Annotated in this window: 34 protein-coding genes; 32 read left to right on the top strand and 2 right to left on the bottom strand. The window is 47.6% G+C overall.

Annotated features, from left to right (window positions below; translation table 11 throughout):
• Positions 1-79 precede the first annotated feature (79 nt).
• Positions 80-847 (top strand): toprim domain-containing protein, encoded by a 768-nt coding sequence (locus tag NSQ39_RS17560; protein WP_341016293.1) that lies wholly within the window; start codon positions 80-82, stop codon positions 845-847.
• Here the strand turns inward: NSQ39_RS17560 and NSQ39_RS23135 are convergent.
• The gene (locus tag NSQ39_RS23135) at positions 844-1,083 is read right to left on the bottom strand and encodes a helix-turn-helix transcriptional regulator (protein WP_164918181.1); all 240 of its coding nucleotides are present in this window, start codon (positions 1,081-1,083) and stop codon (positions 844-846) included. The genes NSQ39_RS17560 and NSQ39_RS23135 overlap by 4 nt on opposite strands.
• A 57-nt stretch (positions 1,084-1,140) precedes the next feature.
• Positions 1,141-1,350 carry a helix-turn-helix domain-containing protein gene (locus NSQ39_RS17555; protein ID WP_128748344.1) on the bottom strand — a complete coding sequence of 70 codons (210 nt, stop codon included), beginning with the start codon at positions 1,348-1,350 and terminating at the stop codon, positions 1,141-1,143.
• Between the two features lie 111 nt (positions 1,351-1,461).
• Here NSQ39_RS17555 and NSQ39_RS17550 point away from each other — a divergent pair, with 111 nt between their 5' ends.
• From NSQ39_RS17550 to NSQ39_RS17400, 31 genes are all read left to right on the top strand, one after another.
• Positions 1,462-2,700 (top strand): AimR family lysis-lysogeny pheromone receptor, encoded by a 1,239-nt coding sequence (locus tag NSQ39_RS17550; RefSeq protein WP_128748342.1) that lies wholly within the window; start codon positions 1,462-1,464, stop codon positions 2,698-2,700.
• A gap of 263 nt (positions 2,701-2,963) precedes the next feature.
• Complete coding sequence (locus NSQ39_RS17545; protein WP_128748340.1) at positions 2,964-3,599, top strand: sigma-70 family RNA polymerase sigma factor; 636 nt, start codon at positions 2,964-2,966, stop codon at positions 3,597-3,599.
• A 144-nt stretch (positions 3,600-3,743) separates the two neighbouring features.
• The gene (locus tag NSQ39_RS17540; protein WP_164918143.1) at positions 3,744-3,896 is read left to right on the top strand and encodes a hypothetical protein; all 153 of its coding nucleotides are present in this window, start codon (positions 3,744-3,746) and stop codon (positions 3,894-3,896) included.
• A complete protein-coding gene (locus NSQ39_RS17535) occupies positions 3,893-4,417 on the top strand; it encodes a hypothetical protein (protein WP_335498871.1) in 525 nt (174 codons plus the stop codon). The genes NSQ39_RS17540 and NSQ39_RS17535 overlap by 4 nt, the downstream gene beginning before the upstream one ends.
• Before the next feature lie 247 nt (positions 4,418-4,664).
• Positions 4,665-5,444: a hypothetical protein gene (locus NSQ39_RS17530; RefSeq protein WP_335498874.1), complete on the top strand. Its 780-nt coding sequence runs from the start codon at positions 4,665-4,667 to the stop codon at positions 5,442-5,444.
• Positions 5,445-5,468: 24 nt separating this feature from the next.
• Positions 5,469-5,717: a hypothetical protein gene (locus NSQ39_RS17525; protein ID WP_335498877.1), complete on the top strand. Its 249-nt coding sequence runs from the start codon at positions 5,469-5,471 to the stop codon at positions 5,715-5,717.
• Positions 5,714-5,848, top strand: coding sequence for a hypothetical protein (locus NSQ39_RS17520; protein ID WP_341016282.1), 135 nt, complete (start codon positions 5,714-5,716; stop codon positions 5,846-5,848). The genes NSQ39_RS17525 and NSQ39_RS17520 overlap by 4 nt, the downstream gene beginning before the upstream one ends.
• Positions 5,849-5,861: 13 nt before the next feature.
• Complete coding sequence (locus NSQ39_RS17515) at positions 5,862-6,293, top strand: hypothetical protein (RefSeq protein WP_341016279.1); 432 nt, start codon at positions 5,862-5,864, stop codon at positions 6,291-6,293.
• Position 6,294: 1 nt separating this feature from the next.
• A complete protein-coding gene (locus NSQ39_RS17510; RefSeq protein ID WP_341016276.1) occupies positions 6,295-7,380 on the top strand; it encodes a hypothetical protein in 1,086 nt (361 codons plus the stop codon).
• Positions 7,381-7,742: 362 nt separating this feature from the next.
• On the top strand, positions 7,743-9,920 hold the full coding sequence (locus NSQ39_RS17505) for a DNA polymerase (RefSeq protein ID WP_335498888.1): 2,178 nt from the start codon (positions 7,743-7,745) through the stop codon (positions 9,918-9,920).
• A complete protein-coding gene (locus NSQ39_RS17500; protein ID WP_335498889.1) occupies positions 9,920-10,624 on the top strand; it encodes a 3'-5' exonuclease in 705 nt (234 codons plus the stop codon). The genes NSQ39_RS17505 and NSQ39_RS17500 overlap by 1 nt, the downstream gene beginning before the upstream one ends.
• Complete coding sequence (locus NSQ39_RS17495) at positions 10,625-11,704, top strand: hypothetical protein (RefSeq protein WP_341016273.1); 1,080 nt, start codon at positions 10,625-10,627, stop codon at positions 11,702-11,704.
• Complete coding sequence (locus tag NSQ39_RS17490) at positions 11,704-11,883, top strand: hypothetical protein (RefSeq protein WP_335498896.1); 180 nt, start codon at positions 11,704-11,706, stop codon at positions 11,881-11,883. The genes NSQ39_RS17495 and NSQ39_RS17490 overlap by 1 nt, the downstream gene beginning before the upstream one ends.
• Complete coding sequence (locus NSQ39_RS17485) at positions 11,880-12,407, top strand: crossover junction endodeoxyribonuclease RuvC (RefSeq protein ID WP_335498898.1); 528 nt, start codon at positions 11,880-11,882, stop codon at positions 12,405-12,407. The genes NSQ39_RS17490 and NSQ39_RS17485 overlap by 4 nt, the downstream gene beginning before the upstream one ends.
• Positions 12,404-12,709, top strand: a complete 306-nt coding sequence (locus NSQ39_RS17480) for an ImmA/IrrE family metallo-endopeptidase (protein ID WP_335498901.1) — start codon at positions 12,404-12,406, stop codon at positions 12,707-12,709. Before NSQ39_RS17485 ends, NSQ39_RS17480 begins: the two co-directional genes overlap by 4 nt.
• On the top strand, positions 12,710-13,075 hold the full coding sequence (locus NSQ39_RS17475; RefSeq protein ID WP_128747997.1) for a hypothetical protein: 366 nt from the start codon (positions 12,710-12,712) through the stop codon (positions 13,073-13,075). It abuts the gene before it with no gap.
• A gap of 4 nt (positions 13,076-13,079) precedes the next feature.
• Positions 13,080-13,340, top strand: a complete 261-nt coding sequence (locus tag NSQ39_RS17470; RefSeq protein ID WP_335498908.1) for a hypothetical protein — start codon at positions 13,080-13,082, stop codon at positions 13,338-13,340.
• Complete coding sequence (locus tag NSQ39_RS17465) at positions 13,337-13,537, top strand: hypothetical protein (RefSeq protein WP_335498911.1); 201 nt, start codon at positions 13,337-13,339, stop codon at positions 13,535-13,537. Before NSQ39_RS17470 ends, NSQ39_RS17465 begins: the two co-directional genes overlap by 4 nt.
• Complete coding sequence (locus tag NSQ39_RS17460; RefSeq protein ID WP_335498914.1) at positions 13,534-13,722, top strand: hypothetical protein; 189 nt, start codon at positions 13,534-13,536, stop codon at positions 13,720-13,722. The genes NSQ39_RS17465 and NSQ39_RS17460 overlap by 4 nt, the downstream gene beginning before the upstream one ends.
• Positions 13,723-13,861: 139 nt before the next feature.
• Positions 13,862-14,224 (top strand): class Ib ribonucleoside-diphosphate reductase assembly flavoprotein NrdI, encoded by a 363-nt coding sequence (gene nrdI / locus NSQ39_RS17455; protein ID WP_335498919.1) that lies wholly within the window; start codon positions 13,862-13,864, stop codon positions 14,222-14,224.
• 6 nt (positions 14,225-14,230) lie between these two features.
• Positions 14,231-16,330: a class 1b ribonucleoside-diphosphate reductase subunit alpha gene (gene nrdE / locus NSQ39_RS17450; RefSeq protein WP_335498922.1), complete on the top strand. Its 2,100-nt coding sequence runs from the start codon at positions 14,231-14,233 to the stop codon at positions 16,328-16,330.
• Between the two features lie 31 nt (positions 16,331-16,361).
• The gene (locus NSQ39_RS17445; RefSeq protein ID WP_341016259.1) at positions 16,362-16,694 is read left to right on the top strand and encodes a DUF1140 family protein; all 333 of its coding nucleotides are present in this window, start codon (positions 16,362-16,364) and stop codon (positions 16,692-16,694) included.
• Between the two features lie 38 nt (positions 16,695-16,732).
• A complete protein-coding gene (gene nrdF / locus NSQ39_RS17440; protein WP_065894307.1) occupies positions 16,733-17,701 on the top strand; it encodes a class 1b ribonucleoside-diphosphate reductase subunit beta in 969 nt (322 codons plus the stop codon).
• Between the two features lie 50 nt (positions 17,702-17,751).
• Positions 17,752-18,306, top strand: coding sequence for a dUTP diphosphatase (locus NSQ39_RS17435; RefSeq protein ID WP_046132574.1), 555 nt, complete (start codon positions 17,752-17,754; stop codon positions 18,304-18,306).
• Positions 18,306-18,533, top strand: a complete 228-nt coding sequence (locus tag NSQ39_RS17430; RefSeq protein ID WP_046132573.1) for a hypothetical protein — start codon at positions 18,306-18,308, stop codon at positions 18,531-18,533. The genes NSQ39_RS17435 and NSQ39_RS17430 overlap by 1 nt, the downstream gene beginning before the upstream one ends.
• On the top strand, positions 18,534-19,307 hold the full coding sequence (gene thyX, locus NSQ39_RS17425; protein WP_082094164.1) for an FAD-dependent thymidylate synthase: 774 nt from the start codon (positions 18,534-18,536) through the stop codon (positions 19,305-19,307).
• On the top strand, positions 19,277-19,846 hold the full coding sequence (locus NSQ39_RS17420; RefSeq protein ID WP_046132572.1) for a 3D domain-containing protein: 570 nt from the start codon (positions 19,277-19,279) through the stop codon (positions 19,844-19,846). The genes thyX and NSQ39_RS17420 overlap by 31 nt, the downstream gene beginning before the upstream one ends.
• Entirely contained in the window at positions 19,843-20,028 is a 186-nt protein-coding gene (locus NSQ39_RS17415; RefSeq protein WP_046132571.1) for a hypothetical protein, read from the top strand. The genes NSQ39_RS17420 and NSQ39_RS17415 overlap by 4 nt, the downstream gene beginning before the upstream one ends.
• A gap of 16 nt (positions 20,029-20,044) precedes the next feature.
• Positions 20,045-20,500, top strand: a complete 456-nt coding sequence (locus NSQ39_RS17410) for a class I SAM-dependent methyltransferase (protein WP_046132570.1) — start codon at positions 20,045-20,047, stop codon at positions 20,498-20,500.
• 16 nt (positions 20,501-20,516) lie between these two features.
• Entirely contained in the window at positions 20,517-21,482 is a 966-nt protein-coding gene (locus NSQ39_RS17405) for a hypothetical protein (RefSeq protein ID WP_046132569.1), read from the top strand.
• Positions 21,479-22,039, top strand: a complete 561-nt coding sequence (locus NSQ39_RS17400; RefSeq protein WP_341016246.1) for a dephospho-CoA kinase — start codon at positions 21,479-21,481, stop codon at positions 22,037-22,039. Before NSQ39_RS17405 ends, NSQ39_RS17400 begins: the two co-directional genes overlap by 4 nt.
• Positions 22,040-22,047: the final 8 nt, after the last annotated feature.

Below are 22,047 nucleotides of genomic sequence, written 5' to 3'. Positions count from 1 at the left end.
GAAGGCCGGCTATTGGGGCGATAGCGGCTATTATGACGCAGAGTATGCGCGGGGTGGCTTCGTTAAGCTGCTCGCCTTCTTGCGAGAAGAAACCGAGGAAGAGACGGTCGAATACCTGATCGATGCGTATGCGCCGGAATCGGATGATGGAAAACTTACGCTCAGGCTTCCGAAGCTGAAGCTAGCCAAGAATCGCGAACCGTTGAGCGAATCGATTCTTGACGACGTGGCTACGGGGCCTAACGATTATCTGAAAGGGCGCGGGATCATGCCGGCTGTCCAACGTTTAATGGGAGTCGGTATGGCTAGCGGTGCGGTTGCGCTGCCTTGGCGGTTGCCGAACGGGCGGCTCGCTAACGTAAAATACCGATCGACGCGGGGCAAGGCGTTCTGGTACGTCAAAGGCGGCTGGCCGATACGGGACCTTGTTTACGGAATGAATGTCGTGTATGATCGGCGGCTGACACGCGTTGTCTTATGCGAGGCGGAGATCGATGCACAATCGTGGATGACGGCGGGAGTGCCGGCGATCGGTATCGGTGGGTCTTCGTTTAACCAACGGAAAGCGGATATTATCGTCCAGTCTCCGATCGAACACGTAACCATCGTGACGGATAACGATAAGGCCGGCGAGAAGTTGCGGGCGGAGGTCGAGCGTTATTTATACGGGAAAGTCGGACTGGCACACGGGTATATTACGGAAGGAAAGGATGCGAATGAACTATTGATTGCGAAAGGGAGAACGGAGTTGATGGCGGTGTATGAACGTGCGGAGGACGTTAAGAGCTGGCGTCTGGAGTTACAGTACGGGAATACCCGTACTAAAGGTCGGCGGAGGTTAAGTTAACCCTCCGTGTTACTGTCGGATACCTCGGACCATTCGTAGAGTTCTTCGGGTACACAGTCGAGTACATGAGCGATATTATAAGCACGCTCGATGCTCGGTATATTGCGGAGACTCACGTAGTCCGTAATGTGTTGTTTTGTTAAACCGACTTTAGCCGCGAGTTGAGTCTGATCAATACCGCGTTTAGAGCATAGTTCAGGTATCCGGCATTTGCCGACCTTAAACGTAACAAACACCTCCCATCTTAAAGGTGTCCGTATTATTTTATTATATTGGTGAATTCATTTCCATGATTAGTCTTTAGTTATTTTTATAACCTTTTCTATGGGGACATCCAGAAACGTGCAGATTTTTTCTAAAGTCCCGAGCCTCATTTTAGAATCGCTGATTTTGTGATTCTTTAAGATTTTTGCTTGGGTCGAGGAACTCATAACTTGTCTTAAATCACTCATCTTCAACCCTTTTTCTGAAAGTGTTTGTAGAAGTGGGGAAAAGTCAACCATCTTAATCCTCCTGCATATTTATGTTTACATACGTAAACAAATGTTTTATAATCTAATTATACTTAACAGATAGATAAAAGTCATTCATTTAATGAAATCGGGGTGATTCAATTGGATAAAGTTAGACATTTTCTTTTTGATAAAATTACTGATAGAGACGATTTAAATGATTCTGTTATTGCTTCTCATTTGAAACTTTCAACTAAACAAGTGGGTAACTTGCGGTCTGGAAAAAGGAAATTGACTTTAAGAAGTATCCTAGTTCTTTCTCAACTGGTTGTTCCAGAACGTTATCGTGAATTCATGAGAGAAGTATGCCCAAGACTCGTCGACAGTTCTGATTGTATCAGAAAAACGTTCGAATATGCTGCAATTACCAGAGATAAACAACTTCTTGATCAGCATCTGGAAAATTACCGGCATGAAAAAAGAAACGTAATTGAGAAATATGTGAAAGTTTACTCCTTCATAAGTGATTACCTCCACGGGAATATTCCATTCCATTTGATTGAAGATGAGTTATCAAAACTAACAAATATAAATGACCCGATATTAAAAATCCTTGTCGATATCTACTACTGTATTGCGCTACTCCAAAAAAGACAATTTTCTTACGTTATAAACAAGGCGTCAGAATTAGAAATTCAAATAAAAGGGTTGAATGACAAGCCACACCTTTTTCTTAAGGAGTGCTACTCTTATAGAATATCCGAAGTGTTAGCTTATGCACATCTTTTTCTTAATAATCTGAAACAAGCAAGGCATTATGCGAACATTTTATACAACGCGAGTATAAATAAAAGAGTTAATTCAGATGCTCTCTATATAATAGGTATGACATACTTAATATCTGACGAAAACTTATGCCTAAGTTATTTGAAGAGAAGCATCGATGAGGCAGAAAAAACGGGAGAGATGCGTTTGGTTGGTTATGCGGTTTATAACTACAACTTTGCTAGATTATTGATGAAAAGAAAGATCGACAATGACGCTCCAAATGTTTTAAAGAATATGGAAAATTTTATAGAAGGTCGTATGTCTTTTGTAGAGGTAGAGAAAGAGATTCGAAAAACGAATGACCCAGATTTAATAGGTTATTTCGAGTCGAAGGCCGGCGGGAAAGAAACTCTTTATAAAAAGTTTTGCGATTTCGTGTCCAATTCAAACCTTTTCTACGCAACTATTATTGTAAGGGAATTGGTGAGGTCGGGAGAAAGCACCGATTTCATTGAATCCCTAACAAAAAACCTTAAATATACAAGGGAAGAAAAAGGAGAGGTTGTTTTTGAAGAAGACTTTATTAGTTGTTTTAACGTTGGCTTGCGTGATGGTGTTGGGTGCTGCATTTAGTTCAGGTGGTGCGGGACAAACAAAAGAGGTTGCAATTAACGCAATAGGAGGATGAGTTAAGGAGGCTCGCCGTAAAAGGCGAGCTTTTTTAAATGTTTACGTATATGAACAAAAACGGTAATTTACAACCTTGTTCCTTTTTTGAAAATTCAGAGGAAAAACATGCTAATATACGACTACAGAAAGAAAAATAAAAAAACTTTCTTGAAAGGTGTCCATTCTAAGGTATTTATACGCAACTTATATTGAGAGGGGAGATAAGGTTGGAAGAAAACAAAAACTTAATACAGATGGTGCTTGAATATCAGGAGACTAAAAATTCGCGGGTATTTAATGAAATTTTTCGATATTATCAAGATATCGTAGAAAAGATCGCACAAGACTTTTCGGCAGCGCGAACGATCATTAAGGACGATATTATAAGCGCTCTGAATGAAAGGCTTTGGCAGTGCATCGAAACTTTCAACGTAACTACCGCGAACAACTTAGATTCTGTAATCGCGTTTCATCTAAAGCGAAAGGCTGTCGATGTAATTCGCGGAAAACAAGGAACTTACGTAGATAAGCGAGTACCGATCGACACTACTTCGGAGGAGAATGCTGCAACATTCGAATCCGGTGAGCATTTCGATCTCGAGGAGTACGTGATTTCCCGTACTTGTGGAGAAATAAAAACGGACCAAGATAAGCTGCAACTTATCGAGGCCCTAACAGAAAAATCCGACTCACTAACGACTGCAATCGTTAATGAGCATCTTGCAAGTGAACGTCCTACTTACGCATCGATCGGACAGAGAGTAGGCGTCCATTACAAAAAAGTCGAACGTGTAATCAAAGGCTTAGCGAAAAATTACGACGCATCGAAATACGGCGAACTTAACGCTTTTCTATCTGTTTAACACGCTTTAAAACGCAACTAGCCTCGGAGGGCGTAGTTACATCCTCATCATATCTAATCTGTTGGCAAAAGACAAGCGAACAGTATACGAACACACCTTCCGATCTAGTGCGTTATACCTAATTAACACGGAGGCGAACGTACTATGAATATCCCCAAATTTATCGATTTTCAAACGTATCCAGCGCTAGACCAGCGCAAACTTACCGAAATTTTATATCAAGGCGCATGGCCGGTCGACGAAGATCCGGCGGACTACTACCGTCCACTTTCGATCCAGGTGGTGCGCGTCGGATGAAAGTAACGCTATCCCACCACGCAAAGAAACGAATTACTAAACGATTTAAGATCGGCAACCAAACGCCGGAAGCATGGGCGTCGCAGATGTTATCTAATGCGATTTACTGCGGCATCGGTCCGGACAACAACGGAAAAGATGCTCGGATGTATTCCCATCGTGGAGCAACGTTCATGCTCGCGGTAGATGAAGACGTTGTTAAAACCGTAATCCCACCGAATAAGGGATGCATCAATCGAATTCGGCGTAAAGTGACGAATTTCATTACGGAAGAAATTACGAAAATGTCGCAACAAATTACGGAAGAGGTGGCTAGGATCGATAAGTTTCGCGATGAACTCGAAGAAGAGATCGGATATTTAGAAGACCGTTTGTCTCGCGCCCGGTCATTATCGACTAAATTGGCGTTGCAGGCCCGAATTAATGCGGTGCGTATGCGTATGGACGAATTACCGACGGAATCGCACGAATTAAGACGCGAACTGACGCGTACAGCGAGAGGAGTTGCCGCCTATGTCTAACGCATGGTTAATCGAAATTGTTGGCGTCATTGCAGCGCTTGTAATTGGCGGACTTATTTACGAAGTTAATCGCGAAGAGAGCGAATGAGGGCGGCGAGTGTGCGGCCCGGCGCTCGGAGAATGTCGGGGTGTCCGTTAAGTAAAAGAGTCGCGTCGCTACTGCTTCGCGCTGGCGCCGTTTCGGACGCAGATACCGGCATTTTGCGAGGGCGAAAAGCCTCAAAATTAAAACGTAGGGGGAAATCGAATGAGTCAATTTCAAAAAGGCGCGGCGGCGCTCAACGCTTTAAACTCAACGAACGAAGGCGGAAGCGGAAACGGGATGGAGTTTACGAGTTTTAAGTCGGGATCTTCCTTTAAGGTTCGCGTACTCGGTACCGAAGACCTTATTCGTTTCTACAGCTACGGTATTTACAAGAAAGTAAACTCGTTCGTTGCGGAGAACCCAAGCAAAATGAACGATAAAGGATTTCCGGTTGCGGATTACACACCGTGGGATCTCGCTTGGAAGTATTATCAGGATTTGAAGAAGGAGGCTGCGGATAAGGGCGACTCAAAAACGGAAGAGAAGTACAAGGAAGAAGCCGCCAAGTACCGCGTCAAAGAACGTTATGCACTCGGCTTCATCGACTTAGAAACCGGTAATCCAATCATCATCGACCTTTCGAAAAAGCAAGCGCAGGCCGTTTACGCAGTTATCACGAAGTTTGAAAAGAAACTCGGAAAGGTTGCGTTTGAGCTTTCGAAAACGGGTTCCGGAACATCAACGACGGTCAGCTTAACGCCGTTTATCGATATGGAAGAGGATTTAACGGATAAGGAACGCGAGAACTTCAGCAAATACGACGGCAAAGAATTCGATATGTCTTTGTTCGACGGCCTGCTTTTCGAAGCCGACGAGAAGACGCAGATCGAAAACCTAGTTGCAGCGGGATTCGATATCAGCCTGATCGGAAAAAGCCTCGGTGCTGGCTCAAATAACGAAAAAGCTGACGAAGAAATAAACGACGAAGATTTGCCGTTTTAATAAGACGAAGGGAGAGCGATGTATATGATCGTAAAAATGGTCCACGGAACTAATTACGACGATATGGCAACTGTAGATATTTACGTTGATGGGAAGCTTCAAGTAAGCGTATATCCACTGAACGACTGTCCTGAGGACGCTTTTCTTGAGCGCGATCTACGATTCACATACGATATTCCAACATTGATGAGGGCGGCTTATGAAGCGGGTAAAAACGGAGAGGATTTCGTTTTCGAAGAGGAAGAAGAAGTCGAGGAGGACGATCGTTTGTGAAAAAATACCGCGAGTTTCTATTGAAAGCACAATACTCAACGATCCTAGTTGCGAAAATGACCGACGAAGAGGTTGTCGGAGAATACGAAGTCATCACGGGAGAATCGGCTGACGTTACGCCGGTTTACTAAGGAGGACGATTGAATGGCGCATCTCAAGGAAACTATCGGCAAATATTCCGAACTGATCGCCCGCGCAGCTTTAATGGCGAGCGGGTGGCAGGCGGTATCAACAGCGGAGACAGAAGAACCGTTCGATATCAGCGCAAGAGATCCGGGCACTGGCGAATGGAAGACGTTTCAGGTTAAGACGATTCGTGATCGCCGGGAAAAACGCGGCTACCTAACGGTGGAGGGGCGCAAAGGCGACGGCCAGCCATATACGCCTGAAGACGTCGACTTCTTCATCGGCGTGCTGATCGGTGAGGGCGAATTCCCTCGCGTTTGGATGTTCGATAATCGCGGCATTACCGACTATTGGGGGCCGTCGGATCGGGAAGGCAAGCGCTGGGTCGAAATGGATCTGAATTTCATGCGGGAAGATTTTGCGGAAAATAACGAAGCGGAGGCGGTTTAGAATGGCGAAATTAGAAGGCGTTAAAACTCTCGATATGGTGAACGGTGAAATTACGAAGGTTTCGTATAACGGTGCGGAATATGAGCGCGTGGAAGGGAACGCAAGACGAGTCGGAAAGTCCGGAGATTTGGTGCTTAACGGCCATAGGCATCCGGATCTTAAATTAGGCGAATTTTACCTACTAGTACGTGACGAGGGTACTTCGTGGTTATCTGTCCGAGATGAGGTAGACGACTTTCACGGAAATGCCGTAACAGACGGAAATAGCATACTCTTCCGCAAAGTCTCCGCATCTCAACCGTCATTAGAAGCTCGCGTCAGCACGAACGAAAAGGATATCGCGGCATTAAAATCCGACGTCGCTGCGCTAAAAGGCGAAGCTGAACCGAAGTACGTGCGGATTGCTATAGGCGAGGCGAAGGCGGGCGATTTCGTTAAGTTTGACGAAGCTCCAAACGAATATCTAACCGCAGGGAAGTTTTACGGAATTTATCGCGTGGATGATTGCGGAGATCCGCGCATCCATGATGACGAAGGAGACGATTTTGATACCTACGGAGAAGCATTCGAAGTCTACCGCAAAGTCAGTGCCGCAAGCGTAGAGGCCGAGCCGAAGCCTGAACGGTTGAAAGTCGGTGATTATGCGAAGGTTGATTACACCTTCAACAGTCAGTCTAAACGCGGTGATATCGTAAAAATTACCGAGGACGATAATTCGATAATTCCGTTCCTAACCGAACATTTAAACGGAGATAATGCAGGTTGGTTTGCCGAAGACCCACTCGTCCGCGCGACTGACGAAGAAGTTGCCGAAGCAAAACGAAAGCAGGCCGAAGAGGAAGAGCGTAAGAGATGGGCCGCAATCGGACGTGAGGTTGGCGAGTATAAAAAAGGCGATGTAGTATGCGTAACAGACCCGGGCTACTCAGACTTGTCAGTAGGTGATATCGGTACTGTTGGTAATTTTGATAGCAACACATTCCGGGTTAATGTTAGAGGCGGCAGTACGGCCAATTGGTTGAGCCCTGTAAGGGTCAAACTCATCGCGCCAGTCGAAGCACGTTTCGATCGAAAGGACGCCGAGTAAGTGTCCGCAAAACCTGCCGCCATCTGCGCCGCATGTAACCGGGTATTGAACGAAGGGCGATCCGCAACATATGACTCGCTCTTCGACCGGTACTTTTGCGACGACGCTTGCTGGTCGGATTGGTACGCGGATAATGAGGCGGAATACAGACGGAAATGGACGGAGGAGGTCGATTTATGAGCAGGTCGGATAGGGCATTCGCTTATGTCTTCGGTATATATAATTCTGCATTGTCCGTAATCGCTATATACAATTCGGAATGGCTATTCGCTGGATTATACGTATCTATGGCATTATTTTTCGGTGCCATAAATTTTATCTCGGAGTAGTCCGAATCTATCACGCGAGAAAGGAGGATGCGAATGGAACTCGGCAATCTACGGTTGAATCTTAGCGCTTTGACGCCGAAAAATGACGAAGTTAAAAACGAAAAAGTTGCCGAAACAGCTAAGCGGAGGCAAAAGGCGAAAACGGCGGAACCGATCGAGGAGAGTTGGCGCCGGATATTCGCGAGCAAGCTATCGGAGACTGACCGCCAACGATTAAACGAAGTCAAGGCGGCAATGGAAGCGGGCAAGCTCGCAAGGAACCCGTCTGACTGCGTGAACAAGGCCGGCAATCCGAAAGCGTTCAGCAAGGCGGAGGCGATGCGATTATGGAAGACGCTACAGGAACAGCAGCGCGAGGAAACCTTGCGGAAGATGGTCGAGAATACGCCGGAAAACTACTGGCTGATTACAGACGAAGCGCAGCTCAACGATTTCCTTGCGTTACTTGCTGACGAAGAAGAGATCGTATTCGACGTCGAGACGACGGGCACAGACGTGTGGAACGACTACATTGTCGGCCATGTATTGACGGCTATTAAAGCGGACATCCACGCGTATATCCCAACGAAACATAAGACGGATCATCCGCAATTAGATAACGACTTTGTCGTCGAAAAGCTGCGGCCGTTTTACGAAGATGAATCGATAGGAAAGCTCGCCCATAACGCAAAGTTCGATATTCACATGCTGGACCGCGAAGGAATCACATTGCGGGGCCTTACGTGGGACACACAGGAAGCGATGCGGCTGCTTAACGAAAATGAACCGTCCTTTGCGCTGAAGAACCTCGTCACGAAATATCTACGGATTAAATCGGACACATACGAAGACTTATTCGGAAAGATCGGATTCGATGAAGTGAGTGATCTAAGAATTGCGCTTGCTTATGCGGCAAAAGACGGTGATGTGACGAGGAAGCTTCGCGATTTCCAACGCGAACATCTGAAGAAGTTCCCGGATATCCTTCACTACTATGAGACGGTCGAGGTTCCGTTAATCACCGTCGTACAGAAGCTCGAGTCAACCGGATTCGACATCGACCTAGATTTCGCGGAGGAATACGGTAAGGAGATCAAATCGGAAATCGATCGTTTGTATGCGGAGATTATCGACGAGTTGGGCGACATCAACATTAACTCGCCGGCGCAATTAAAGCCAGCGTTAGAAGAAGCGACCGGAGAAAAACTCGACTCAACCGACGCAAAGAAAGTTCTGAAGCCTCTCGCTAGCAAACATCCGATCATTAAGAAGCTGCTCGAGTATAAGGAGAAGTTCAAACTGTACTCAACGTACATCAACGCTTTGCCGGAATTAATCGACAAGAGGACCGGCAAACTCTACACGAATTTCAATCAGAACGGTGCAAAGACCGGTCGGTTCTCATCAGGTGGAACAGGCGTAAACCTACAGAACCAACCGAAAGAAGCCCGGAAGATGTTCGTAGCTCCTAAAGGATACGCGATATTAGGCGGAGACTGGAGTCAGCAAGAATACCGATGCCTGGCGTACTTCTCGCAAGATCCGAAGCTAGTCGATAACTACTTGCAAGGTAACGATTTGTACGCGTCAATCGCTTCGGAGGTTTTCAATAAGCCGATCGAAGAATGCGGCGATGGATCAGTATACCGGAAACAGGCGAAGGTCATCATGCTTGCGGTTGCTTACGGGGGTGGCGCGAACATGCTCAAGGACGCTATCGGAATATCGAAGAAAGAGGCTCAGAAGTTCCTAGACAACTTCTTCGAAAGGTTTCCGGTGGTCAAAAAGTGGGTCGAATCGAATCAAGCCTTCGTTAAGAAGCACGGATATGTTTGGATGGATCGCGGCCAACGTAAGAGACGTCTGCCTGACGCGAAGGACCGTAACGCTAAAGGCCACTACTCGGCGGTTTATACGCAGTCAACAAACGCAAGAGTTCAGGGGTCAGCAGCGATACAGACCAAAGCGACGATGATTGCGCTTCAAGAGTTGTGCGATAGGAAGACGGCTGAAGGACGCGGAGAATGGCGGATATGGTGCGTGGTTCATGATGAAGCGCTGCTTTTAGTACCGGACACCATCACGCGAGAAGACGTGAAAGACTTCGAGGATGTCATGCTGAACACGTACGTTTTCGGAAACATTCCGAACAAGACTGATATCGAGATCTGCCGCAGATGGGGAAATGGTTTCTCGGTGGATGAATGGTTTAAAAATAGGGAGGCGGTTTAATGGGAAAGAAATACGTTGTAATCGACTTGGAAACGACAGGACTCGATTATCAAAACGATCAGATCATCGAAATTGGCGCGATTAAAATTGATGACTGGTGCGATGAAATTGATCGCTTCCACACAATGGTTGCGCTTGAGGAAGGCCGGGAGCTACCGGAATTTATTACGAAATTAACCGGAATCACTGCGAAGGATCTCGAAGATGCTCCGAGCGAAGCCGAGGCGCTTAATAGTTTACGAGAGTTTATCGGCGATTCTATCGTAGTCGCGCAAAATGCCCCGTTCGATCTTTCGTTTATTAGTCGAGGCGGGATCGAACCTGAACACTTTCATTGTACGCGAGCTATGGTTCGTTTTGTGGAGCCGGAGTTATCCGCGAGCTTGAAGGACGTGGTTAAGCGCAACAATATCGAATTGAACGGGCATCACAGGGCGCTAAACGACGTAGAGGCGACAATCGAAGTATTCAAACGTTATCTACCGCGTGTCGCTAAAGAATATAACGGTTTCCTAAACATCGTCCAAGATTCCGCAGATCGCCCGTTAAAATTCACGCCTAAAAACGCGATTGTCCGCAAAGTGCATTTGGTAGCGTTAGACAATACCGACCTAATGCGATTACTACGTGCTTTCCCGGAAGACCACGAAATGTTCTTTAAATTAGGCGGAATTATTGGTCGCGCAATGAAAGGACGTGATTAATTGACGAATTCAAGCGGAAGATCAGCCGCAAATTCACTGCGGGCACATTTATCGCAATCACAGCCGAAAGACATTGCGCAGGCTTTCATCGATCAGCTAGACGCCTACTATGCGCATCCAAGCTCGTCATATTACATCGATAAACTCGAACGTCGTTTCTACCAACAAAAATTGCAGCATCTCGGTTGGAAGCCGAATCCTGATCCGAATATAGTCACGTTTGGCGCGTCCGGCACCGACATGTGCGATCGTCAGGTCTTCTTCAAAAACAGCGCAACCAAGCCGGAGAAGTCCCATGATGAGCCTTTTCGCGGCAGACAGCGGCGCCAAGGTACGGCGATCGTCGACTTCGTGCAGCTCGATCTCATTCACATGCCGAAGCGTCTCGGCGATAAAGCCGAATTTACTATCGCAGAAACTGATGATGGGCAATACGCATTTGAAGACGCAGTGAAGGCGTGGAAAGTGTTCGAACGAAACGGAGTCAAGTTCGCCATCACCGCAAAGCCGGACGGCATTCTCGATTATCAGGGACGGCAGCTGCTATTCGAATACAAAACGAAGGCGACCGGTCTTATCGCAATGAACGGAAAGCTCGATTTCAAAGGCGCCGACAGCCATCATTTGCGCCAGGTAACGGCCGAGTCGCTGCTGTTCGGAATTAACGAAGGAATCATTCTCTACGAATCTACCGAAAAGCCGTCGTGGTTCTCGGACGAAGATAAGAAGAGCGTTCCGAAGACGCGCAAGACCTGGGCGGACGGCAAACCGAAGCCGGACCTGCGGGCGTTCCACTTCGTCATTACCGAGGAGATGCAGGAGGCGTTACTCGCGGACTTAGCGGAACAAGCGCGGTTAGTTTACGAAAAACAGATTCCGCCAATGACGATCGAAATGACCGGAAAATGCGCGTTCTGTGCATTCAAAGGTCACTGTAAATCGCAATTGACGGACGAAGAAAAGCGAATGTTATTCGAGGCTGAACGACGTTATGCTACGTCGAACTTGGCGGGCAAGTACGATCATAATAACTTGCGAGAATACTTGGCGGATGTACAAGTCGAAGAGGAGGCGGAATGATGAGGTCAGTTGTTAAAGCGAAAGTTATCGAAGGTTGGAACAATGATCAGCTTAACTATGGGATACAGAAGTTTATTGACGAATGTGTTGCTGAAGGTTTGTGTGTTGATGTTAAAAACACATATACGTTGACTGCTGCTGGACCTGTTTTAATTGTTGCGTATAGGGAGACCCGATGAGTAGCGCCAAGCCTATCCGGGTCCTCGGCCTTGACCTTTCGTTAACATCGCCGGGATTCGCGATCATCGAAGCAAAGGGCGGAAAAGCTCGCCTCATAAAATCTGCCCACTTTAAAACGTCCGCATCAACCGATCAGCCGTTGCGCTATGAGGAGATCGAAGCCTTTACGTTGCTATTTGTTCGCGATAATCAACCGTTCGATGTGGTCGTTCGGGAGATATGGCCGCCAAGCCGCAACTACGCGCAGAACAATAAGATTCACGGAACATGGTCGTCGATCGAGCGGGCGCTGTACAGATACGGATACGATATTGACGTACATGTGACGCCGGCTAACGTTAAGAAGACGGTCACCGGAAACGGAAACGCAAAGAAGCCGCAAGTTGCCGAGAGCGTTCGGGGATGGCTCGGATTGCCGGACGACCACAAATTCGCAACGGACGATCATAGCGATGCGTGTGCGGTGGCGCTGACGTATCTGATTCGCGAGAAGATTATTAAACCGAAGGAGGAAACGCGATGATTGACGGAAAAGTTTTTCGGGTTGGAGGCGTTGATTACTCGGTCAAATTAGTACCGGAACTGAATCGTCTTCATAACCTTTGGGGGCAGGTAACGTATCAAGATACGAGTATTCAGATCGAGAAGGAGCTATCGCCTTCGCGTATCAATAACGTTTTAATTCACGAACTTACACACGCAATTTTTAACGAATCGGGGTTTATGGAGCAGGACGAGGACGTTATCAACCGTGTGGCTACCGTTCTCCATTCGGTTCTTCGCGACAATGATTTCGGATTTATACGAGAAAAGGAGGGCGAATAGATGGACAAAGCGATGGAGTATATCGATAAGCTGGCGGCAAAGCTCGGAGTTGCGGCCGAGCATGTATACGGAGTTCTCGTTAAGCAGCAGATTGTAAATGGAGCTATCGGGGTTGTGGGTACTATTGCAGCGCTTATTTTTCTTGGGATCGTTTTTACTAAACTATTGAAAAAAGGGATAGAACACAATAAAGTGATAGATTCTTTCGATACAAGTCCATACACGCTAGTTTCGATACCTGTCGGAGTAGCCTTAGGGATAACTGCTATTGTAAGCTTTTTCGTTATCCCTATCGGAATAAATCAGATGATCAACCCGGAATACTACGCGATCAAAGAAATCCTAGACACGATCGGAGGGAAGTGATCGAATGTTTAAGCAGCGACTTATCGAAGCATTGGCGTATTTGATTGCGCTCATCATATTACTCGGTCTGTTTTCTGCGGGATTCTCGGCCGCTTACGTTATCGTAACGGCGCTGCTATCGGTTCCGGCGGTTGTCGCAATCGTTAAAGTCGGAGTCGCTATCGCAGTTGTCTTCGTGGTGACCGCGCTACTGATCGGATTGGCGGACCGACTGTTTCGCGAACATAAACACGATCAAAAGAACGCTAAGGAGGAAACGCAATGACGTACGAATGTTACGGCGTACCGGCCGCACAATTGCGGAAGTCCTTGCGATGGCTTGACGAACAACTTATCGATGTTGATTACGCAATCAGCCGGCACGATACGAAGCTGGTCGAATTAAGAATCGAGCGTGACCGGATTCTGGCGCGAAAAGACGAAATAGAGGCGGAATTAAAACGGAAGGAGTCGATCGAATGACACGCGAAGAGATCGAAAAAATGATAGCGGATTTGGAGTTCGAGATTGATACTCACGAGGACGAAATCGAGGCTCTCCGGGACGACATTCGTTACCTCGAAGATAAGATCGAGGCGGCAGAGGACGAAATCAACGGACTACAGTACGAACTATCGAAATTAGAAGACGGAGATGATTCCGAATGACATACGTTGCGATAGCGTGCCTGCTTTTCTTTGCGTGGATTACGGTGACGGTCGAAGCGAAAACAACGAGAGCTAAACTCGCGAAGATAGTCGTCCTGATTATGTACGCAATTCCTATCGGAGTGTTGGTGGCGTCGTTATGCTAATCGCCTATTACTCGCTGGCTGGCAACGTTCGCCGATTCGTAGCCAAGACCGGCCTGCCTGCAGTCGAAATCAAGGCCGATATGCTCTTAACGGAACCGTTCGTCTTGGTAACGGGGACTTACGGCTTCGGTCAGGTCGCCGGCACCGTTTGGGACTTCCTCGCGGACAATGGCGATTTAATGGCGGGCGTGGCTGCGTCAGGCAATCGTAACTGGGGCGATAACTTCGCCAAGGCTGCGGACTTGATTGCGGAAGAGTACGGAGTGCCGATCGTCCACAAGTTCGAACTTGCGGGCACGGCGGAGGATGTCGCTAAAGTTCGCGAGTTTGTGAGCGAATATTTACGGAAAGGGTGAGAGCTATTGACGAATAAGCACGCGAAGTATATCGAACTTAATAACGAAATTATGATACGGAAGAACGGCGGCTTTCAATTCGAAAAGGATGCCGAAGCCGTCCGTAGTTATTTCATAGATTACGTGAATCAGAATACGGTATTTTTCCACGATCTGCGCGAAAAGCTCGATTATCTGATCGATAACGATTACTACGAGCGCGAAGTCTTCGAGCCGTATACGTTTGACGAGATCAAAGCGGTCTACAAGGCGGCTTATGCGCACAAATTCCGTTTCCCTTCGTTTATGAGTGCGTTTAAGTTCTACAACGACTATGCGCTCAAGACGAACGATAAGAAGAAGATCCTCGAACGCTATGAAGACCGCATCGCCATCTGTGCGCTGTTCTTCGCGAAAGGAGACGCAGCCAAGGCGATCGAGTTTGCGGAAATGATGATCCGTCAGGAATATCAACCGGCCACGCCAACGTTCTTGAATGCCGGTCGGAAGCGACGCGGAGAGTTAGTGTCGTGCTTCCTTCTCGAAGTTAACGATTCCTTAAACGATATTCAAATGGCGATCGGAACAGCGATGCAACTTTCGAAAATGGGCGGAGGCGTAAGTTTGAATTTATCGAAGTTGCGAGCGAAAGGTGAATCGATCAAAGGAATCGAGAACGTAACGAAGGGCGTCGTTGGAGTTATGAAACTCCTCGATAATGCCTTCCGCTATGCAGATCAGCAAGGCGCAAGAGCGGGGGCAGGAGCAGCATATTTGAACGTGTTCCATCGCGATATCAACGATTTCCTCGATACCAAAAAGATTAACGCAGATGAAGACGTCCGGGTCAAGACGCTGTCGATCGGCGTTGTCATTCCGGATAAGTTCATCGAACTAGCTCGAGATGACCGGGACGCATATGTTTTCTATCCACATACGGTCTATAAGGAATACGGAAAACATCTTGACGAAATGGATATCGGAGAAATGTACGACAAACTCGTCGAGAATCCGAATGTCCGCAAAGATAAAATCAATCCGCGTCAGCTACTCGAAAAGCTCGCGATTCTGCGGTCCGAATCGGGATATCCGTACATCATGTTCGAAGATAACGTAAACGCTGCTCATGCGCTGAATCACATTTCGAAGGTTAAATTTTCGAATTTGTGTTCGGAGGTGCTTCAGGCATCGCAGGTATCCGAGTACTCCGACTACGGCGAAGAGGACGCAATCGGTCTCGACATCTCGTGCAATCTCGGCTCGCTGAACATTGCGAACGTCATGGCGAACAAGTCGATCGAGCAAACGGTTAAGCTCGCGGTCGATTCGCTGACGGTCGTATCGGAATCAACGAATATCAAGAACGCGCCGGCAGTCGCGAAGGCTAACCGTCAGATGCGTTCGATCGGACTCGGAGCGATGAACCTGCACGGATATCTTGCGCAGAATGGGATCGCTTATGAATCGGAAGAGGCTCGCGACTTCGCTAACGTATTCTTTGCGCTCGTTAATTATTGGTCGCTGGTGCGGTCGATGGAGCTTGCGAAGGAAACCGGAAGCACGTTCGAGGGATTCGAAGGATCAACGTATGCAGACGGCAGCTACTTCGATAAGTACATCGCAGAGGACTTCCGTCCTAAAACGGAGAAGGTCGCGAAGCTGTTTGAAGGCGTTGAAATTCCGGAACGCATCGATTGGGTTCGCTTGGAGGATAACGTACGGAAATACGGACTCTACCATTCGTATAGACTTGCGATTGCGCCGACGGGATCTATTTCGTATGTGCAGTCGGCTACGGCGTCAGTCATGCCGATTATGGAGCGCATAGAGGAACGGACATACGGAAACTCCAAGACGTATTATCCGATGCCGGGGCTAAGTGCGAAGAATTGGTTCTTCTACAAGGAAGCGTACGACATGGATATGTTTAAAGTCGTCGATATGATTGCGACAATTCAGCAGCATGTCGATCAAGGCATTTCATTTACGCTGTTCCTGAAGGATACGATGACGACACGCGATCTAAACCGAATTGACCTATACGCACATCACAAAGGGATCAAGACGCTCTATTATGCGCGGACTAAAGATACGGGGCAGGAAGGTTGCCTGTCATGCGTGGTTTAAATTATCAGATTGATAGGAGGTGGTATTGATAGTGAGCGAACCAACTAATTTCGTTAAGGTTTACTGCGATCTCATTTTGAAGAAAATCGCATCGAACATACTCTCTAATCAAAACAAGAAAACAAAAGCCTTAAATATAGCTATGAATACAGCCGAAACAGGGCAACAAGTCAGAACAGCGAGGCATTGGCGAGCGGTGGGAGACATTGAATTTTACTACGAGGAAATCCAAAAAGGATTTCAGCAAATGAAGGATCTTGATGAATTAACCGGGTGGAGCGAGAACTTGCATCAAGACAGGTTTAAGTTCATGCGAGATAAATATGAAGACATATTGAACGAATATTTAAGCAGACGCAGCTAGTAAATCCGAAAAATAACAAAAAGAAGGAGGACGAATAATTGACGCAATATACAGCGGCCAACTGGTCGCAACACGAAGATGGATTCACACAGATGTTTTACGAACAGAACGTTAAGCAGTTTTGGCTTCCGGAAGAGATTTCGCTGAATGGCGACCTTCTAACGTGGAAGTATCTCGGCGCTAACGAACAGGATACGTATATGAAAGTTCTCGCGGGTCTAACGCTACTCGACACGGAACAAGGAAACACGGGAATGCCGTTAATTGCCGCCCAGGTATCCGGTCATCAGCGCAAAGCCGTCCTGAACTTTATGGCGATGATGGAAAACGCAGTCCATGCGAAGTCGTATTCGAACATCTTCATGACGCTTGCGCCAACGGAGAAAATTACGGAACTGTTCGAATGGGTGAAGACGAATCGATACTTGCAGCGAAAAGCCGAAGTCATTGGTGGGCTATACAACGCGATTAAACCAGGCGATGACATTTCGCTTTACAAGGCGATGGTCGCTTCTGTCTATCTCGAAAGCTTCCTGTTCTATAGCGGCTTTTATTATCCGTTATATTTCTACGGTCAAGGAAAACTGATGAACAGCGGCGAGATCATTAATTTGATTATCCGCGACGAAGCGATCCACGGCGTCTATGTCGGCTTACTCGCGCAGGAAATTTATAATCGTCAGTCTCCGGACGTACAGCTCGAACTACGCGACTTTGCTATCGAATTGCTTGCGAAACTCTACGAAAACGAGATCGCCTACACCGAGGATCTTTACGATCAAGTCGGACTGACTCACGACGTTAAAAAGTTCGTCCGATACAACGGAAACAAAGCGTTGATGAATCTCGGCTTCGATCCTTACTTTGCCGATGAAACACCGAACCCGATTGTAATGAACGGGTTAAGTACAAAAACAAAGTCCCACGACTTCTTCAGTCAAAAGGGAAATTCTTACAAAAAGGCTACAGTCGAGGCGCTCCAGGACAGCGATTTCTATTTCGAGTAAGCGTCCATTAACGAAAATATATACGCAAATATTAACGAGGAGGTTTTCGAATGAACGTAAATATTAAACGCCTGTCACCCGATGCACAAATTCCTCAATATGCTCATGCTTCCGACGCTTGCTTCGACCTAGTAGCGGTAGAAGACGTCATTATCGAGCCGGGAAAAACCGCGCTAGTCAAAACGGGGCTAGCATTCGAGATTCCGGAAGGCTACGAAATGCAGATTCGGCCGCGTTCGGGCATTACATTGAAGACGCCTTTACGCGTTCAGCTCGGTACAGTTGACGCGGGCTATCGGGGCGAGGTCGGAGTGGTTGTCGATAATATCTCGCCGTTAAATATGGAAGTTCCCTTCGACTATGGACCGATAATGGTTACCGGAGAGATTTATAGAATGAACGGAGAATTGCCGCAGTTTTCGTACATTATCCGCAAAGGCGATCGTATCGCCCAAGCCGTAATTAAGCCGGTCGAGCAGGCGGCTTTTACGGAAGTTGATGCGCTCGGCGATAGCGATAGAGGTGCGGACGGTTTCGGGAGTAGCGGCGTCGGAAGTCCGCACCCGGAATATTTCGGAGGGCTGATGGGAAAGGAGCTGATATAATGGCGCAAACATACGCCTGTTTCTTGAACGGAAAATTCTATGGCGCGGGCGACCTCGACTATATGAACGAGCTGTTTCGCGATTATGTTGTCACTCACGGGTTTTACGGAAAAGACGATTGTACCTTTCGGATCACTACGAAAGAGAAGGCGTGGGACATAGTTACGCAATCTATTAACGAACAATACCGAAGAGTTTTCGAAAGTCTAGCGAAGGAGGACGAATAAATGGCGGAAACTAAAATGAACGTACAACTAATCGCCCATACACTAGTTTCAGAGAAATTTGCGAAAATGTTCGCGCTTAACGAAACTGAGGACGCATTGACTGACGTTGGCGAATTATTTCGTGAGGGCGTAACTGACGGCCAAGCGGTCGCCCTAACCGCAATCAGAACGTGCTACAGCGCCAACAAGCCGTCTGAAATCGTCGCAAAGGAAGGCGCCAAGTATTTCGGCTCCAAAGCGTCAGATGGCGGCGCAGGCACCGACGCCGACCGCCTATTCCGAATGATCGTCCGTTCCGGTCACACGTCGACCCTCGAACACCTAACGTTCACCTTTGCGATTGAAGGCGTAAGCCGGGCGTTATTGGCGCAGCTTACGCGGCATCGCGTCGGTTTTAGTTTCAGCGTCCAGTCACAGCGGTACGTGCGGATGGGAAGCAATGATAAGATCGGCGGGTTTGATTACGTAATACCAGATAAAATCGATGATCCGGAAGCTGACGCCGTTTTTATCGCGGCAATGCAAGACGCACAGCGGAAATATGACGAATTGAGAGCGTTAGGAGTGCCTGCGGAAGATGCCCGCGCCGTCCTACCGCAAGCAGCCGCAACTAATCTCGTAATGACTGTGAATCTACGGTCGTTACTCGAATTCTATTCGAAACGTAAGCCGGGCAAAGGTGCGCAAAAGGAGATCGCTGACCTAGCGGAAGCCTTGCGTCAGGAAGTCGTTAATGTAGAGCCATGGACGAACCAATTCTTCGAGGAGGTGTAAGCATCGGTATCCTAACGAATTTCACGCTAACAGCGCAGCTATTCTCCGGACATTGTCCGGCAGAGCAGCCGCCAAAGCCGCCATGGCTTACGCCAGAGGAAGCGGCCATACAACGCAACGAAGAATTAACGAAAGAGATAACGAAAAAGGACGCGCAGATACAGGCGCTTGTGGACGAAATCAAGGCGCTGAAGAAAGCGAAGAAGCCGACCGCCACTAAAACGTCAGCATGGCGGACTTTCACCGCAACAGCTTATACGGCCTTTTGTGCGGAAGGCTGCACCGGCATCACCAAAACGGGAGTCGACGTCAGCCATTCGATCTATTATGAAGGAGCGCGCGTCATAGCGGTCGATCCGTCTGTGATAGCGCTTGGCTCTACGGTAGAAGTCCGACTCGCTGACGGTTCGAGCTTCCGGGCGAAGGCGATCGACACGGGAGGTGCGATTAAAGGCGCACGACTCGATCTGTTGGTCGCGAATGAAGCCGACGCAGTACAGTTCGGCCGGCAGTCGGTAGAATTGCGGGTGATCAAATGAAAATCGAATATGTTCCGGAATTAGACGCTTACCGCGTAGGTGAGCTTATCACAACGGATAGAGAGTTCGCTGAGAAATTTCTACGGATGGCGGAGGAACTCGCAAAAGCCGGCCAGATGGCGCTAGATATACCGGAACCAAAATCGCGGCAAGTGTTTGCGGAGTGCGTAAGACGAAAATAAACGGGAGGTTGAACTAATGAAACGGATTTTAGACGCATGCTGTGGAAGCCGTATGTTCTGGTTTAATAAGCAGCACGATGATGTTTGCTACATGGACATACGGCAACTAAGCGATACATTAAGCGATGGTAGAAAGTTAGAGGTGAGCCCTGATGTATTAGCCGACTTCCGAAACATGCCGTTTGAGGACAATTCGTTTTATCTAGTCGTTTTTGATCCTCCACACTTACTTAAAGCTGGCGAAGGTTCTTGGTTGGCCAAGAAGTACGGAAAGCTTGAAGAAAATTGGAAATATGATATTGCGCAAGGGTTTAGAGAATGTATGAGAGTGCTGAAACCAAACGGCACGCTTGTTTTCAAATGGAATGAAGATCAAATCAAATTAAGCGAGATTCTTAAAGCCATAGATTTTAAACCGCTATTCGGAAACCGGAGAAGTAAAACACATTGGCTTGTGTTTATGAAAGATTAAATAGGAGGGCGATATTATGACGAAAACTAACGAAAAAATTCACGTATTGGCTGACGAATCACTTGGCGGAATCAAACGCGAATATGTAGAGGTCGATAGGAAGGCGAAGGTTGGCGATATGGTAGTACTTCCAGGCGAGGGCAATTCGGCAGAGCATGTTGTAGAAGTCCGAGGTTTTGAGGGCGACTATAAACTCGAAAGCGGGTTTTATATACGTCAGGATTTCGTAAATACTCTCGAACCGACCAACATCGTCCACATTGACGGACCTGACGGTACGGAGCGCTACGAAATGGTCGACCGCAAGGCGGAAGTAGGCGAGAAGATTGTCGTTGTAGATGACGAGGATTCTTCGGAGGAGTTCGGAAATTTTCGAATTGGTGAAGTAGGTACGGTTGAAAGCTACGCAACGGATGACACTTACTTCGGTGAATACGCTAATGTGCGAGTGTCGGACGAAAGGGATATTCCACTATATTTACATGAGTATCGCGTCCTTGTCCCGTTAGAATCCTCCGAAGAACAACCGCAGCCGTCCGACCCGATCGACGTTATCGCTAACCTAGCGACGCGTGTTGCGGAATTGGAACGTGAGAATAAACGGATCAAGGAAGACCTCGGATGGGACGAAATGGGTCCGGGTAGAATCGCCAATCTACGGAATGACGTTTCGGATATTCGCCACGATATCGCTAAGCTGGAGGATAGAATCGTACACGATTATGCTACAAACGAGGATGTGACCGATTTTCTATACGAAAAAGTTAAACGTCTACAAGACGAAATCGACACGCTGCACAAAGACAACCGGAGGCACGGCGAAGAATTAGCGAAAATTAAGGATCGTATTGACGATTTTCAAGACGCTGAAAATGACCGGATCTACAATCTTTACGCCATTACAAACGGTAAGAGGGATGAAAAGGTGTTCACAGCCGAAGAGGTTGCCGCACTTCTTAACGCAATGAGGGAACGCCGATGAAGATCGCCCTCACCGCACCACTTCGCGCAGGCAAGTCGCTGGCCGCAACGTATATCTCGCTTCACTACGATTTCCAAGCGTTCGCATTCGGCGACGAACTAAAGGACGCATTCCACCGAGCATTCCCTAACGTTCCGAGGAATCCGAAGCCACGCGATCATTACCAAGAGTTCGGACAGTGGGCGCGGGAAGCCTTCGGAGAGGACGTATGGATCGACGCTCTCATGCCGAAAATAGCCGCCTATCTCGAACGCCATCCTTGCTCATGCGGCAATAACACGTCACTGAAGAATCGCGTAATCATAGACGATTGCCGGCAGCCTAACGAATATCAGCGTCTGAAGGACGAAGGTTTCGTATTTATCCGCATAACAGCACCGGTCGATCTCCGTATTGAACGCGCTAAAAAAGCCGGCGATGCTTTCGAGCTTGCCGACTTAGACCATCCGACTGAGCTTGCCGTCGATAGTTTCGAAGTTGATTACGAAATCGAGAACGTAGGCGAGCCGGAAGAGTTATACGCAAAGCTGGACGAGATTATGGCGGAACTTATATAAGGGGGACG

It is taken from the genome of Bacillus sp. FSL W8-0848 (assembly GCF_038007805.1).
Lineage (GTDB): Bacteria > Bacillota > Bacilli > Bacillales > Bacillaceae > Bacillus > Bacillus glycinifermentans.
The sequence above is the reverse complement of the archived record's forward strand: the minus strand, read 5'-3'. Positions and strand labels throughout refer to the sequence as shown.

Bases quoted from the DNA above. Each gene is read 5' to 3' on its own strand.
- NSQ39_RS17555 (WP_128748344.1), bottom strand. From the start codon at position 1,350: ATGGTTGACTTTTCCCCACTTCTACAAACACTTTCAGAAAAAGGGTTG.
- NSQ39_RS17540 (WP_164918143.1), top strand. From the start codon at position 3,744: ATGAATATCCCCAAATTTATCGATTTTCAAACGTATCCAGCGCTAGAC.
- NSQ39_RS17535 (WP_335498871.1), top strand. From the start codon at position 3,893: ATGAAAGTAACGCTATCCCACCACGCAAAGAAACGAATTACTAAACGA.
- NSQ39_RS17530 (WP_335498874.1), top strand. From the start codon at position 4,665: ATGAGTCAATTTCAAAAAGGCGCGGCGGCGCTCAACGCTTTAAACTCA.
- NSQ39_RS17525 (WP_335498877.1), top strand. From the start codon at position 5,469: ATGATCGTAAAAATGGTCCACGGAACTAATTACGACGATATGGCAACT.
- NSQ39_RS17515 (WP_341016279.1), top strand. From the start codon at position 5,862: ATGGCGCATCTCAAGGAAACTATCGGCAAATATTCCGAACTGATCGCC.
- NSQ39_RS17510 (WP_341016276.1), top strand. From the start codon at position 6,295: ATGGCGAAATTAGAAGGCGTTAAAACTCTCGATATGGTGAACGGTGAA.
- NSQ39_RS17505 (WP_335498888.1), top strand. From the start codon at position 7,743: ATGGAACTCGGCAATCTACGGTTGAATCTTAGCGCTTTGACGCCGAAA.
- NSQ39_RS17500 (WP_335498889.1), top strand. From the start codon at position 9,920: ATGGGAAAGAAATACGTTGTAATCGACTTGGAAACGACAGGACTCGAT.
- NSQ39_RS17490 (WP_335498896.1), top strand. From the start codon at position 11,704: ATGAGGTCAGTTGTTAAAGCGAAAGTTATCGAAGGTTGGAACAATGAT.
- NSQ39_RS17485 (WP_335498898.1), top strand. From the start codon at position 11,880: ATGAGTAGCGCCAAGCCTATCCGGGTCCTCGGCCTTGACCTTTCGTTA.
- NSQ39_RS17480 (WP_335498901.1), top strand. From the start codon at position 12,404: ATGATTGACGGAAAAGTTTTTCGGGTTGGAGGCGTTGATTACTCGGTC.
- NSQ39_RS17475 (WP_128747997.1), top strand. From the start codon at position 12,710: ATGGACAAAGCGATGGAGTATATCGATAAGCTGGCGGCAAAGCTCGGA.
- NSQ39_RS17470 (WP_335498908.1), top strand. From the start codon at position 13,080: ATGTTTAAGCAGCGACTTATCGAAGCATTGGCGTATTTGATTGCGCTC.
- NSQ39_RS17465 (WP_335498911.1), top strand. From the start codon at position 13,337: ATGACGTACGAATGTTACGGCGTACCGGCCGCACAATTGCGGAAGTCC.
- NSQ39_RS17460 (WP_335498914.1), top strand. From the start codon at position 13,534: ATGACACGCGAAGAGATCGAAAAAATGATAGCGGATTTGGAGTTCGAG.
- nrdI (WP_335498919.1), top strand. From the start codon at position 13,862: ATGCTAATCGCCTATTACTCGCTGGCTGGCAACGTTCGCCGATTCGTA.
- NSQ39_RS17435 (WP_046132574.1), top strand. From the start codon at position 17,752: ATGAACGTAAATATTAAACGCCTGTCACCCGATGCACAAATTCCTCAA.
- NSQ39_RS17430 (WP_046132573.1), top strand. From the start codon at position 18,306: ATGGCGCAAACATACGCCTGTTTCTTGAACGGAAAATTCTATGGCGCG.
- thyX (WP_082094164.1), top strand. From the start codon at position 18,534: ATGGCGGAAACTAAAATGAACGTACAACTAATCGCCCATACACTAGTT.
- NSQ39_RS17420 (WP_046132572.1), top strand. From the start codon at position 19,277: ATGGACGAACCAATTCTTCGAGGAGGTGTAAGCATCGGTATCCTAACG.
- NSQ39_RS17415 (WP_046132571.1), top strand. From the start codon at position 19,843: ATGAAAATCGAATATGTTCCGGAATTAGACGCTTACCGCGTAGGTGAG.
- NSQ39_RS17410 (WP_046132570.1), top strand. From the start codon at position 20,045: ATGAAACGGATTTTAGACGCATGCTGTGGAAGCCGTATGTTCTGGTTT.
- NSQ39_RS17405 (WP_046132569.1), top strand. From the start codon at position 20,517: ATGACGAAAACTAACGAAAAAATTCACGTATTGGCTGACGAATCACTT.
- NSQ39_RS17400 (WP_341016246.1), top strand. From the start codon at position 21,479: ATGAAGATCGCCCTCACCGCACCACTTCGCGCAGGCAAGTCGCTGGCC.